Origin of the sequence: Neobacillus solisequens (genome assembly GCF_051233465.1) — a bacterium.
In the GTDB taxonomy this organism is placed as follows: Bacteria; Bacillota; Bacilli; order Bacillales; family Cytobacillaceae; genus Neobacillus.
This window is the reverse complement of record NZ_JBKFGJ010000002.1, coordinates 516,455-530,105: the sequence shown is the minus strand read 5'-3', so window position 1 is coordinate 530,105 and position 13,651 is coordinate 516,455. Positions and strand designations below refer to the sequence as shown.

The following is a 13,651-nucleotide window of genomic DNA, read 5'->3' as shown; positions in this document are numbered from 1 at the left end:
TTTTGAGAATATTCAGTAAAACTATAACAAGGAACGCTGCTTCTGTATACTTTTTTGTAAGCATTCCCGGTTCTTCCCGGTTATTTTTCCCGATTTATATAGGTAACGGTTACCCTTCAAAATAGGGAATTCCCTTTGATACGATTAATACGTAAAGAAAACAAAGGGAGTGGAATAAATGAATGTAGAAAAAGTCGTTAAGGTATTGGGTTTTATAGCATTTTTAGGTGGGATTGCCAGAATCGGCATGACTCCTTCAGGGTTAATTTGGGGATCTGATAGCACACCTGAACTGGCATGTGCCTTCGCCGCTAGCATCCTGATGTCTTTATCATCCATTGCATTGTTCATGTCGCAATCAAAGAAAACTGGGGTATTTGGACTGATTGCTGGCTTATTGCTAGCATTAGGCAACTTAATGCTAGCAGGGATCTTTTATGGTATTTTTTCTTATGGGGATTATTCGAAAGAAGGCTTGTTCGTAAGTGTTTCCAATAGTATGGGCTATGGCGGGCTCTTGTTGGGGACCATCATCCTCTTAATCGTCACTTTTCGGGCAAAGGTATTCCCTCGCTGGTACGCGATCGCGTTTGTACTGCAGTTAGTTTGTTTAGGAATCCCGTTCCTCGGAGATTATTTTGCCTTGTTCTGGGGATTGACCTATGTATTAATGGGATTTTCGATTTTTACCGGAAAAGGATATCGAAAAGAAGCGAAAAAGAATTCTGCCATTTCTATATAAAAATAGGTAAGAAGGAAGGGAATCCCCCCTTCCTTCCTTTATATGATTCTATAACGCAGATGATTTCTCTGCATCATCAAAAGCAAAATCTGCTATTTTCACTCTAAAGAATCGAGTCTGGAACATTAAGTAGATTAGGCCGATGGCCACCCAGACGAGACCGCCAATTAAAGCATCTGCTTGCAGGTTATACCATAGAATTCCTGTTGTTCCCGCGCCAAGAATTGGCATGATGATGTAAGAGAAAATATCTTTTCCTGTTTTATATTTTTTATGACGGAATACAAAGTGAGCGATAACTGAGAGGTTTACAAATGTAAAGGCGATTAAAGCACCAAAGTTAATGAAAGATGAGATTAACTCCAGACTTGGAGCAATTGCTAGTAATGATACAACTCCAACAAGTATGACGTTAAACGCTGGTGTGCGGAATTTTGGATGGACATAGCTGAATAGTTTTTTTGGTAAAACTCCATTGCGCCCCATTACGAATAATAGTCGTGATACGCTGGCATGGGAGGCTAAACCGGATGCTACCGTTGCAGCAAAAGCACCAGCTAGAAAAACTAATTTAAAGAATTGACCGCCAACATACAAACCGATTTCCGGTAACGTGTCATCTGTCACTTTAAAGTTCGAAACATCTGGAAATAATGCTTGAGCAAAATAACCACAGACGAAGAAGATGGCACCACCGATAAATACGGTCAACATGATCGCTCTTGGAAGTGTTTTCTGATCAACGGCTTCCTCCGCGTACATGGTAACGGCGTCAAAACCAATGAATGAGAAGCATACAACTGTTGCTCCCGTTAATATGGCTCCAAGATGGATATTTGAATGGAACAATGGCTCTGTTGTTAAAATCGTTCCTTGCCCCATTCCTTGTGAAAGTTTAACAAAAGCTAAAACAATAAAAGCTGCGATTAGCACTACTTCAAAGACAACAAGCAGGGAATTTAAGCTTGAAGTTTTCCCCATACTCCAAACATTTAACCCAGTAACCGCGGCTACATAAATCACAACCCAAATCCATGCTGGAACCGATGGAAAAACAGATACCATATAAATACGAATGATTAGTGCGTTTACCATTGGCAGTAAAATGTAGTCTAAAAGAGCTGCCCAACCTACAATGAATCCAAGTAGTGGACTCATCGTCTCCCTTGTATAGGTGTAAGCAGAACCGGCACTTGGAAAGACCTGAACCATTTTTCCATAGCTAATCGCGGTAAATAGCATAACGACTAATGCGGTAAGATACGCTAGTGGAACTACCCCATTTGTTTCATTCGAAACGATCCCAAACGTATCAAATACAATAGTAGGTGTCATATACCCCAAACCTAGACCCACGATCGCCCATAGACCAAGTGACCGTTTTAGTGTTGCTTTCTCCAATTTAATCATCTCCCTTATTCTTTTCAACTGGAAGCGTTTCCATTTTGTGTTAAATATTCTAGTTTTTTATGTAAACACAATGATGACCAGTTTTGCCTATCCAAACCTCCTTTTACCAAAGTATTGAACTATTATGAATAATTGCAATTTTCATGCCAATTATAACTCGTACATTTTTGATTGTAAACGTTTTAGTCAGAATTCCTAACAAATAAATTAATCAACATAAAAATCATCTAAATGTTTCATTGTTTTTATGGTCGATTTACTATGTCTATTTGCATAATTTAGGCATGAGTGCATAATTGCCACTACATAAAAAAACAACCATGACGGTTGTTTTTCATTTACTTCTAGATCATAGGCTTGCCAGCATCAGGGGAAAGATTTGGATCCCCACCGCCAACAATAGTAAATTTCCCTTGTTGTTGTTCCTCATCCTCTATAAAAATGACATTCCCATTACCAGCATTTTCCTTTATATAGCTAGGGATCTCTTGAGGTTGTGTTTCTTTTTCCACGATTTCACCACCCTTTTTGTGTGGTAGTGTTTAGTTTTTTGCAAATTTTTATGCATGTAGGAATATAAAAAGTAGGGGCGCCTATTGCTGCCCCTACCATAATGGTATATATACTTTAAAGGTAGTACCCTTTCCTTTTTCACTTTCTACTTCTATTTTTCCTTTCATTCTTGAGACAATTTGGTAGCAAACCATAAGCCCCATCCCTGTTCCTTTTTCTTTCAGGGAGTAAAAAGCAGTACCGAGTCTGGCCAATTCAGCTTCAGACATCCCAATTCCGGTATCGGTCACTTCAATAATGCCGAATTCTTCGTTTTTATACACAGAAAGACTTAAAACCCCGCCATCCCGCATGGACTCAATACCATTTTTTACAATATTAATAACCACTTGTTTTAATTCACTTTGATTGCCTTTTATCATAATTCCATCTTCAAGATGGGTATTTAAGGATATATTTTTTGACATAAACGCAAAGGTGTTCATTAAATCAGCGACTTTCTTGGTCAAATCTTTGGCATCTACCTGCTCCACACGTTCAAGATCCGGTTTAGCCAGTGAAAGATATTCATTGATAATTTTCTCTGCGCGATTTAGTTCTTCAATCATCAATTTAATATAGGTTAATTCTATTTCGGATAAATTGTCCTTTGATAAAAATATTTGCAAAAAGCCCCTTACGACGGTCATAGGGTTGCGAATTTCGTGAGCTACGGAGGCAGCCAATTGGCCAATTGCATTCATCTTCTCTGCTCGTTGCAGTTCTTTTTGTAGTCTGGTTTTTTCTATTATTTTTTCCATTTCATCGATGGCTTTCTCAACTTGGTGGACATTTTGATCCCTACTCGGGTTAGTACCAAATTCCTTATAAGTATCCGACAGCCGTTCAAATAGAACCGCCAGCTGGGATGTCATCTGATTAAATCGATCCCCTAATTTCCCTAGGTCCGAATATTCAGGAATTTTTACTTTCACATTAAAATCTCCTGAACTTACCGCATTGATGCCTGAAATAATTTCATTTAGCGGCTGAAGAAATTTTCGAAGCCCCCACCTAAGTGTAAAAAACATAATCATGGTGATGGTAATCAGTGCTATAAACAAATAGATGCTCGATTTCTTTTTGAAATGATTGATAAAGGTTGCGTCCACATCGACTGCTAAGACAGCAATTACTTTACCGTTTTCATCGATTAGAGGTTGAATAGAAGTAATCCATGTCCCGAATTCATCTTCATAAAGTTGCGTACTTACTGTCTTTTTTTCCGAAACTGCTTTGTTAAAGGCATAGAGAAATTCTGGTCCCACATTATATTTTGAAAATGGTTTTATTCCTAAGTAAACGTCTGAATCGTTAGTTGCAAGGAATGTTAATTTATTTTTATCCACTTTTTCTACATCCAGTATATAGCCTCCTATATATTTAGAATTCTTCTTCTGGATTAGGTTGACTAAATAGTTTAAATGGTCCGCTTCTGGTATATCTGGGTTTCTGGTTTCCTTGACCATTTTTACTTCTTCAAGAGGAATCGTGGTACTCCAAAGACCTGCAATCCCCTTAGCACGGTCTGTCAATTGATTCGTTAACTGATTGGTCTCATAAAAAAAGGAAAAGCCGGCTGTCGAAACAACTAGAATAAATGTTATAAAGAAGGAAAAAAACAAAATTTTCCTGTATATTGGCAAATCTATCAATTTTTGCTTACACATAATATATAAGTCCTTTCATATGCGGTTATATGACAAATTCGACGGACACATTCTAAATCCTTTGTCAACATTTGTAAGATTTAAAATTTTTGTTAGAATATTAACAAATTTGTAGCTGTATACCAGTGCGGTAAAGCAACCACCAAAAAAACCGCCCAGAGTTTGGGCGGTTATCAGCATAAACGTTTAAAAGTATTTCAATGCATCTGGGTTTATCAGGGACCCAAGGTTGACGGCTTGATCGATCGGGGTTCCCATAAGGATTTTTTTAATGGGAACTTCGAGTTTTTTGCCGTTTAGGGTTTTGGGCAAATCCCCTACTTGAATGATTTGGTCAGGGACGTGGCGTGGTGAGCAGTTTTTTCGGATGGTGTTGTTGATTCGTACTTTTACCTCGTCAGTAAGATCATCACCGTCCCTCACCACGACGTACAATGGCATGTAAGATTGACCTTCCGATTTTGGAATATCGACAACCAAGCTATCGACGATCTCTTGTACACTCTCGAGGGCACTGTAGATTTCACTTGTTCCCATTCGTATACCGCCACGATTGATCGTTGCATCCGAACGCCCATAAATGATGGCACTCCCTCTTGGAGTAATTTTAATAAAATCACCGTGACGCCAGATTTCAGGGTACACATCAAAATAACTATCGATATAACGAGCCTTATTTTCATCATTCCAAAAGTAAATGGGCATGGACGGCATTGGCTCCGTTATGACGAGCTCTCCAATCTCATTGATCATTTCTTCACCATAATCGTTAAAAGCTCTGACAGCGGCACCTAAAGAGCGGGCTTGCAGTTCACCGGCGTATACGGGAACTAATGGAGAACCCCCGACAAATGCTGTGCAAAGGTCGGTCCCACCACTTGTGGAGAAGAGCCAAACATCCTCTTTGACTTTTTCATAGACCCACTGAAAACCACTGACCGGTAACGGCGACCCCGTTGAACCAATACTTTTTAGATGGGACAGATCAAATTGTTCTTTCGGTGTTAATTCTGCTTTCATGCAGGCAGTTAGGAAGCTGGCACTCGTTCCAAATACCGTCATTTTGGTTGACTCTGCGAATTTCCAAAGCCTCTCATAACCAGGATATCCGGGATTTCCGTCAAATAATAGAATCGTAGATCCATGAAGCAATCCACTGACCAACACATTCCACATCATCCATCCAGTTGTGGTAAACCAAAAAAACCGATCATTCTGCTTTAAATTGTTTTGCAGCCCGCCCATTTTTAAATGCTCCAATAAAATGCCGCCTTGACTTTGAACGATTGCTTTAGGTTTACCTGTCGTTCCAGAAGAATATAGAATCCATAACGGATGGTCAAACGGAACAGCGTTAAAGCTTAGCTCGGCATCCCTATTTTGCGAAATCACTCTATTCCATAGGACCGAGTTGGTCAATCCACTTAGGTCCAAATCATCCTTTAAATGCGAAATAATGATTGTCTGTTTAACGGTCGGCAGTTCCTCTTGGATTCTCTTTACTAATTCCAATCTGTCGAAATCCTTTCCACCATAACGATATCCATCTACAGCAAATAACACTTTAGGTTCAATTTGTTTAAATCGATCAATCACGCTCATACTTCCAAATTCAGGGGCACAGCTCGACCAAACAGCCCCGATGCTGGCGCATGCTAAGAAAGCAGCTACGGTTTCTTGAAGATTGGAGACATAAGCTACCACTCGGTCCCCCTGCTGGACTCCTAATGATCTTAAATGAGCAGCAATCGCTGCCGTATTCTTTTTTAACTCATCCCAGCTGTATTCTCCTTGAGCACGAACCTCACTTTCAAAGATGATGGCCGGCTTTTCTTTGGTTGCGTTTCGAAAAATATGTTCAGCATAATTTAGGGTTGCTCCTGAAAACCAACGTGCTCCAGGCATTTTTTTAGCTGATAACACCTCTTTATATGGGGTTTTGGCTTGGATCTCATAAAAATGCCAAATTGCCGACCAAAAACCTTCTATACTGGTTACCGACCAATTCCATAATTCATCATAGGTTTCAAAATACAGCCCGCGAGTTTCGCTTAGCCAATTCATAAATTTTTTCATATTTGTTGCATCTTGAAATTGTTGTGAAGGCTCCCATAACAGCGTCCCTTCTATTTTTTCAACCGTCATTCCCATCCCCTCCGAATCAACACCTATTAAAAAATATTCATCCATATATAAAACATTCATTTACCATATACGAGGTAAGCAACTTAATTCCCTTCTAAATATTCTAAATTTATTGATAATATGAATTCAATGCACGAATAGAGAATTAATGGTAAAATAAGTGACTGTTTAAAGTCACTATATTCTAAAAGACAGAAGGGTTTTCATTGTTTAAAGATAAGAGGATTCAATTTTTCTTTACGCTACTCATTGCATTTATCGGAGGGATCATATTTCATAAACTGAATACACCAATTCCGTGGCTGCTCGGGCCGATGACTGCTGTATTCATTGGCTCGAGATTTGGAAAGGTTCAGTTTTACTGGCCAAGCTGGATTAGAAATATCGGATTGGTCATTGTTGGCTATTCGATTGGGGTTTCTTTTACGAAAAAAGCACTTGTGCAAATTGTTGCTGAGCTACCATCCATGTTGCTCATGACGCTATTGCTTGTATTATTTTGTGCAGGGATTGCTGTCGTCGTTTCGAAACTAACGGGTGTCGATTATCCTACGGTTTTGACGGGGAGTATTCCTGGCGGGCTTACTCAAATGCTGACCTTCGCAGAAGAAATGAAAGGGATCGATGTCACTACGGTTACATTCCTACAGGTGGCACGGCTAATGATGATTATCTTTTGTGTACCGTTTTTAATTTTTGGACCCCTCTTTCATAATGAAAATAAGTTAACTACGGGAATGATCCATTCCGAAGTAGCAGTCACGGATTCATTTTTTCCAAAAATACTTTTGTTTGCAGTCATATGCGTGGTATTTGCTTTTCTGACAAAAAAGCTCAGATTTCCAACACCGTATATGTTAGGGCCCATTCTCGGTACAGCTGTCGTAAATGTCTTAGGATTTGCAGGTCCCTCCCTCCCATCGGCATTATTGGATCTTTCTCAATTCATGATTGGTGGTTATATCGGTTTGCTGTTAAAACCAGAAAAGCTGGAACATAAAGTCCGAATCATCAGCCTCGCCTTCATCAGCGGAATCACCATGATCATCGGCTCATTAGGACTAAGCTTACTAATCATGCACTTTGGTCACATCTCTCCCTCCACGAGCTTCCTAAGCATCGCCCCTGGTGGAATGGACCAAATGGGCATACTCGCCCACGAAATCAACGCCGACCTCTCCATGGTCACCGGCTACCAACTATTTCGGCTCTTCTTCATCTACTTCGCCGTACCGCCCATGCTTAAGTGGTTTTTTACAAAACAGGGTGACAGGCACCACAAAAAGACAAATTAGTGATTTTGTCCATCTGGGGTGGACAATTTGGATTTGTTACAGGTGGTGCCTTGCAGTTCCTCAAAATAGCTCAGTTTTTATCGAATATAATGATTGGAAAATAGCTGGTCTTTGTGGTGTTCGTAAAGGGTTTCGGTGTATTGTTCATGGAGTGCTTGTTCAAGGGATTTTTTTCTTTTGGTAATGGTGATGGTGAGGAATAAGATGTGTATGGTCATGCTTGCCACCTCCTTTTCGGCTTGTAATAAAACGACTGGTTGGTTTATTTTATTTGTAAAAAAAATTAAAGTACGTTCAAACTGATTTTTCAACTATAGATTTTTATGAATTTAAAATAAACTATTCGGTCTATTTACTAAATTTTACATTATAAATGAAATTTTTTCAATTCCTATTCCTGCCTATTTTAAAAAATAAAAAAATGGCAAGCATTTAATTCTTGCCATTCTGCTAAAGTGTTATTCTTTCTAAAAACATCTGCTTGAATTCATTCAGTACTTGTTTATAAGGGAAACCAGGGTAAATGGTTTGCAACATAATTCCATCGATCATGGACCAAAACATGTCGGCAAATATTTCAGGGTTTAATTCTGTTTTAAACTCCCCCGCCTTTTGCCCTTCCTCGATAATGGAGCAAAACATCTTAATAAAATATTCATGTCTTCGCACGTTTAACTTTTCGATTAGCTCTTGATTGCGGAAAGCATGAAGTTTAAATTCATCATGTACGACCAGTCTCCCGGTACTTTCCTGATTCACTTCATTGTTCAAATACAGATCAAACATAAAGTTCATTTTATCAACAGCGTTCGGATAGGTTGCCAACCTTTCCTTTAGTTCTTCGTAACTTTCTTCCGTACTCGTTTTCATTAATTCTAAATATATTTCATCCTTACTTTTAAAATAGTTATAAATTGCACCTTTACTGATTCCTGAGTGCTCAACAATATCATCAATGGTAGAAGGTTGAAACCCTTTTTTAGCAAAGCATGCCATGGCACTCTCTAGGATTTCCTTCTTCCTTTTTTCTTTATATGAATCAGACACGATGGGTGGCATGTAAAAATAACCTCCAAACCTCATATAAACGACTAGTCAGTTTATTTTATTATAACGGGTTTTACTTCCCAGATGCAATCAAGAATACGTATAGCTGCGGCGAAAAAATTGGCGAAAAATAAGAGAAAATAACGATAGACTATTTTAAAAAGCCTGTTATAATGTTTCAATATAGAAGTTAAAATCAATAGAAGTTAAAAACACATTAATAAAGGTGGGCATTATGGGGAATACATGTAGATATGTTGTCAATGCTCTTGGTAAGGGTGGAGAAACATATTATACAAAATGCAAAGACAAACACGAATTACAGAAATGGATCACAGCAAATCAAGAAAAATTAATTATGAACGAACTACAAATAACCGATAAAAGCCAAAATCCATTCCTAAAACTATTCGGACTAAAAAAGCTATTTTAATAGAAAGTTGAAAAACGCCATTCTTCATGAACGGCGTTTTTTATTATTCATTTCCATTTGGTGCCTGGCACCTTTTTTAGCAATTTGAAAAGAGCCGGGTGTATCACCCAGCCCTTACTTCACAAGTCGATTTTCGATGGTATTATTTTCTTCCCCTTCAACGAATTTGCGTTTTTGGATGTAGATGAGTCTAATTGAGAGTGCAATTCCAGCTGCTAGTAGACCAATGGTTAACCCGATCCAGTAGCCTTTTGCGCCCAGTCCTGTGTTGTTGGCCAAAATATATCCGGCTGGGAGGCAAATAAGCCAGTACGCGATTAAGGTCATGATGAATGCTAAGTTAACGTCTTTATAGCCTCTGAGTGCAGCCTGTGCTGTTACCTGAATGGCGTCAGATATATGGAAGACCAGGGCAAGGATAAGAAAGTTGGCAGTAAGCGAGATAACCACAACCTCGTTCGAATATAAGCCTGCAACTTGGTAGCGGAATACAACCACGGCTACACCGCAAATGATTGAAAATCCAACTGCTAGTACAACGCCAAGCCAGCTGTAAATTCTTGCATCCTTGTAGCGTCGTGCACCCACCTCAAATCCTACCAATACGGTTTGGGCCATGGAAATACTAGTTGGGATCATATATAAAAATGAAACAAAGTTAAGCGCTGCTTGATAGGCCGCCACTGTCGCAACACTAAATTTGCTAATTAAAATCGTTACCACCGCAAACATACTGGTTTCAAAAAAAGTGGACAGTCCCATCGGTACCCCAATTTTCAGGATCTCTTTACATCTGATTAACGAAAATTCCTTCATGTTACTAAAAACATCAAACGAGGAAAAAGGTTCTTTCGTTTTTACAATATAAGCAGTAAAAATCAAAAACACCCAATCTGTAATGGAGGTGGCATAACCTGCCCCTGCACCACCCAGCTCTGGAAATCCCCATTTCCCAAAAATCAGGACATAATTAAAAAACAAATTAATGGGTAAAGAGGAAATCATGATAATCATGACCACACGTGTTTTTCCTAAAGCATAAATAAAGGATCTCAACACATTAAATAAAAATAATGGTAAAATGCCATAGCTTAATCCAATTAAATAATCATTCGCCGTTTGCTGAACACTGGAGGGTAACTTCATCTTATCCAAAATCGGGTCCAATAAAAAGGTACCTGATAGGATGATGACCGCGGTAATTATGACCGAGAGATACAAACCATTTTTAACCACAGATGAAACTTCTTCTCCCCTTTTTTCACCTAAATATTGGGCGACTATCGGAGAAACTGCCAATAGGATGCTGCTTAAGCCGGTGAAAACCGGACTCCAAATCGATGAGCCGATCGCTACCCCTGCCAAGTCGATTGAACTATATTTACCTGACATTATCGTGTTAAAAAACACCATAGAAAACATACCCAACTGGGTAATTAAAATTGGGATCAACAAAATCATAATTTGTTTCGTTTTTTCTTTTATCGTATATGTCTGTTTCATTGTAAGTACTCCTTAAATAATTGCATTCAAAATTACATTATACTCCTTTTTTGGGAGCAAAGGGTGAATTTTTTTAAAAAACATAAAAGAGCCTGGAATGTACCAAGCTCTTCAAACAGTCCCTTATGTGTGGTATGTTCCATGTCCGTGATGGAATCCATATCCCGGATAGTAACCCATGTGTCCATGATGGTAACCGTAGCCCGGATAGTATCCACCGTGGCCGTGATGATAGCCATAGCCTGGGTAGAATCCGCCGTGGCCGTGGTGAAAACCACCTCCAGGGTAAAATCCTCCATGGCCATGGTGAAAACCACCTCCAGGATAAAATCCTCCATGGCCGTGGTAAAATTCAGGTCCAAGTTGCCCTCCAGGCATTCCCAGGGTAACACCTGGCATTCCCATCATTTGATTCATCTGTGCATCTCCTCCTCTATTTGTTCCAAGATAGTGTATGTGACTATCTTTCAGGAGGAATGGTTAAATGCCTATCATTTCGCTTTAATTGAAGAGGCAGGCACACTGAGTGGCTGGGTTCCTTCGTGTTTTTCCTTAATAAGAATGCCGCCAATCAAACCGAAAACTGAGAATACCACAGGAATAATAAACCCATAATGATAGCCACCGCCCGCATAATCTGTATGAAAATAATCGAGCACTTTTCCAAAAAAACTGGGTAAGAGTACGGCGCTTAAGAAACCACCTGTATTCGCGAATCCAGAAACCACTCCAACATCTTTAATTGAGAATGAGCTTCGCACAACCGCAAAGGTTAACGCGCTTGCTCCATTTCCAAACCCGATCAACAAATAAAGAAGGATCAGCAAGATGTATGGCGGTTTCCCATCTAATAAAACAAAAGTAGTCCAACTTAGCAATACCATTGTATGTACTACCAAATAAGGACGTTTAATCTGATTAAGCCTGCTTGAAATCCATCCTGTAAATGGTGCCCCAACTAAGGCTCCAATTAAACCAACCATCACAAGCTGACTGGCTTCTAACCGGCTCATTCCATAAATCGTCATTCCATATGGAACGGCCCATGAACCGATAAAACCTACATAGGACCCAACAAGGCCGAAGTGGCAAAGGAAGGTAGCCCATGCTTGACGATCCTTCATAATCCTAATTAGCAAATGAAAGACACTTTCCCGCTTTTTCTCTTTATTTACTGGATGAGGCTCTGATTTAAACATTTGCTTTGGCTTTTTTTCCAGAATGATATACAGTGCTGCCCCACAGAGACAAAGGATTAGTCCAACGGTGGAAAATGGTGTTCTCCATCCAGATACTGCTATCCATGCAGAGAACGGAACAGTTGCTGTTAAAAATCCAAGACCTCCTGTCATTCCGGCAAAACCTAGTAGTTTCACAAACTCGTTAACTCGGAACCATTGGCTTAAAATTAACACTAAATTAATCCAAATCGTTGCATCGCCGATTCCTGCCAGAAGTCTTGCCAAAATAAGAAGGAATTCATTTGATGCTACGCTAAAAATCAACACCCCAAGTCCATTCAATACTGCACCAATAATCAGAAATTGGTTTGGTCCGTAGCGATCTGATAAAATTCCGATTGGGATTTGCAATCCGGCATACGCGAAAAATTGTATACTTGTCAGAATACCAAGGAAGGAGGCGGACAGATGGAATTCCTTCATTAATTGATCAGTAATAAGCCCTGGAGCTGTCCGTTGACTGACAATTAATCCATAAGTAAATAATACAGCTATATACACAACCCATCTGTATGTACTTTCTTGCTTTTTCAATGGTCCATCTCCTACTGCTTTTATTTTTTTTATTATACTTTATTATTTCGTAAATCAAAATATCATAAATACCATTGATATGAATGTACCCATTAAAACATTTTTCATCTTTAAAATGTAAGTATCAATAGATAGTATTTTCCAAAAAAAATAGGCCCCGCTATGGAGTCCTATTATTTTTTTGTGATTTTGGAGGGATTGTTGATTTTGTATGCCACCGGTTGATCGACGGTGAATTCCTCAGCGACATCTTTACCTTTAGCAAGTTTTTTCGGTGCTACTTTTCCGTCAAATTCCAGTTTGTCACCGGGTGCCAGCTCAAATTTTTTCAATGTTTTGCTGTGACTACACCAAGCGAGGCCCAGTTCAAGCGGTGATTCCTGATCAATCTGCACATTTTCTAACACCACTACCTCATCGTTTTCTTCATTAAAAGGATTATAAGTCAGGGCAAATTGCTTCACGGAAGCTGTAAAGTGTACCTTATCGGTCGGTAGCTCAAGTTTTGGAGCTTTCTCCTTTTTGGGTTTCGCTGCTGCTTTTTCAGGTTTAGCAGTTTTCTGTTCTGTTTTAGATTCAGGTCTAACCGGTGTTGTTACCGTACTTTCGAGCTCAATCACACTTTCTTTTCCAAAGCCTGATTGCTGCATTTCTTTCAGGTAGGCGGGCTGAATGCAGCTCAAGTTCCCATCAGGAAATTCAATGACAAGCGTGTTGTAATCACTTGAGATACCGTAATTTTCATAGCCCTTAATGGTCACGAGACATTGATAACTGCGGTCCTTATACCAGAATTCTTTTTTTCCTGCCGCCAGGCCCCATTCCTTAAGTTTTTCTTTATAATGATTATCATCCAAAAAGGTGTTGTACTCTCCTTTTGGAGGTATGTATTGAGTTGGTACTGTGGTTTCCATTTTTTCACATCCTATAAAAACTGAAGTTTATTTATTATACCATTTTGAAAAAGCAACGTAAAAATGGCAAATATGAAAACCTTCCATATTTTTTAAAAATATTTAGTGCACCGAAGAACTTTGCGTGTATAATAGCCTTGTATATTAATAGAGAAATGGCGGATG

General features: G+C 39.2%; 13 protein-coding genes. 3 read left to right on the top strand and 10 right to left on the bottom strand.

What is annotated here, in order from left to right; translation table 11 throughout:
• Positions 1 to 178: 178 nt before the first annotated feature.
• On the top strand, positions 179 to 742 hold the full coding sequence (locus tag ACI3K6_RS03080) for a hypothetical protein (protein WP_435553652.1): 564 nt from the start codon (positions 179 to 181) through the stop codon (positions 740 to 742).
• A 48-nt stretch (positions 743 to 790) separates the two neighbouring features.
• Here ACI3K6_RS03080 and ACI3K6_RS03075 read toward each other — a convergent pair whose 3' ends face one another.
• The 4 genes from ACI3K6_RS03075 to ACI3K6_RS03060 all read right to left on the bottom strand — a co-directional run bounded on the left by ACI3K6_RS03075 (position 791) and on the right by ACI3K6_RS03060 (position 6,519).
• Positions 791 to 2,152 carry an APC family permease gene (locus tag ACI3K6_RS03075; RefSeq protein WP_435553651.1) on the bottom strand — a complete coding sequence of 454 codons (1,362 nt, stop codon included), beginning with the start codon at positions 2,150 to 2,152 and terminating at the stop codon, positions 791 to 793.
• A 344-nt stretch (positions 2,153 to 2,496) separates the two neighbouring features.
• On the bottom strand, positions 2,497 to 2,664 hold the full coding sequence (locus ACI3K6_RS03070) for a hypothetical protein (protein WP_435553650.1): 168 nt from the start codon (positions 2,662 to 2,664) through the stop codon (positions 2,497 to 2,499).
• 93 nt (positions 2,665 to 2,757) lie between these two features.
• Positions 2,758 to 4,374 (bottom strand): ATP-binding protein, encoded by a 1,617-nt coding sequence (locus ACI3K6_RS03065; protein WP_435553649.1) that lies wholly within the window; start codon positions 4,372 to 4,374, stop codon positions 2,758 to 2,760.
• Positions 4,375 to 4,560: 186 nt separating this feature from the next.
• Positions 4,561 to 6,519 carry an acetoacetate--CoA ligase gene (locus ACI3K6_RS03060; protein ID WP_435553648.1) on the bottom strand — a complete coding sequence of 653 codons (1,959 nt, stop codon included), beginning with the start codon at positions 6,517 to 6,519 and terminating at the stop codon, positions 4,561 to 4,563.
• A gap of 206 nt (positions 6,520 to 6,725) precedes the next feature.
• Here ACI3K6_RS03060 and ACI3K6_RS03055 point away from each other — a divergent pair, with 206 nt between their 5' ends.
• Positions 6,726 to 7,814, top strand: coding sequence for an AbrB family transcriptional regulator (locus ACI3K6_RS03055; RefSeq protein ID WP_435553647.1), 1,089 nt, complete (start codon positions 6,726 to 6,728; stop codon positions 7,812 to 7,814).
• Positions 7,815 to 7,891: 77 nt separating this feature from the next.
• On the opposite strand, the gene ACI3K6_RS03050 is transcribed toward ACI3K6_RS03055, so the two are convergent.
• Both ACI3K6_RS03050 and ACI3K6_RS03045 read right to left on the bottom strand, forming a co-directional pair.
• On the bottom strand, positions 7,892 to 8,032 hold the full coding sequence (locus tag ACI3K6_RS03050) for a YrzI family small protein (RefSeq protein ID WP_435553646.1): 141 nt from the start codon (positions 8,030 to 8,032) through the stop codon (positions 7,892 to 7,894).
• Between the two features lie 232 nt (positions 8,033 to 8,264).
• Positions 8,265 to 8,873, bottom strand: a complete 609-nt coding sequence (locus tag ACI3K6_RS03045; protein WP_435553645.1) for a TetR/AcrR family transcriptional regulator — start codon at positions 8,871 to 8,873, stop codon at positions 8,265 to 8,267.
• A 223-nt stretch (positions 8,874 to 9,096) separates the two neighbouring features.
• Between ACI3K6_RS03045 and ACI3K6_RS03040 the strand changes: the two genes are divergently transcribed.
• Entirely contained in the window at positions 9,097 to 9,294 is a 198-nt protein-coding gene (locus ACI3K6_RS03040; protein ID WP_335481313.1) for a hypothetical protein, read from the top strand.
• 114 nt (positions 9,295 to 9,408) lie between these two features.
• On the opposite strand, the gene ACI3K6_RS03035 is transcribed toward ACI3K6_RS03040, so the two are convergent.
• The 4 genes from ACI3K6_RS03035 to ACI3K6_RS03020 all read right to left on the bottom strand — a co-directional run bounded on the left by ACI3K6_RS03035 (position 9,409) and on the right by ACI3K6_RS03020 (position 13,486).
• Positions 9,409 to 10,797 (bottom strand): MATE family efflux transporter, encoded by a 1,389-nt coding sequence (locus ACI3K6_RS03035; protein ID WP_435553644.1) that lies wholly within the window; start codon positions 10,795 to 10,797, stop codon positions 9,409 to 9,411.
• 123 nt (positions 10,798 to 10,920) lie between these two features.
• The gene (locus tag ACI3K6_RS03030) at positions 10,921 to 11,214 is read right to left on the bottom strand and encodes a hypothetical protein (RefSeq protein ID WP_435553643.1); all 294 of its coding nucleotides are present in this window, start codon (positions 11,212 to 11,214) and stop codon (positions 10,921 to 10,923) included.
• 74 nt (positions 11,215 to 11,288) lie between these two features.
• Positions 11,289 to 12,572, bottom strand: a complete 1,284-nt coding sequence (locus tag ACI3K6_RS03025) for an MFS transporter (protein ID WP_435553642.1) — start codon at positions 12,570 to 12,572, stop codon at positions 11,289 to 11,291.
• A 173-nt stretch (positions 12,573 to 12,745) separates the two neighbouring features.
• Positions 12,746 to 13,486, bottom strand: coding sequence for a hypothetical protein (locus tag ACI3K6_RS03020; RefSeq protein WP_435553641.1), 741 nt, complete (start codon positions 13,484 to 13,486; stop codon positions 12,746 to 12,748).
• Between the last annotated feature and the right edge of the window lie 165 nt (positions 13,487 to 13,651).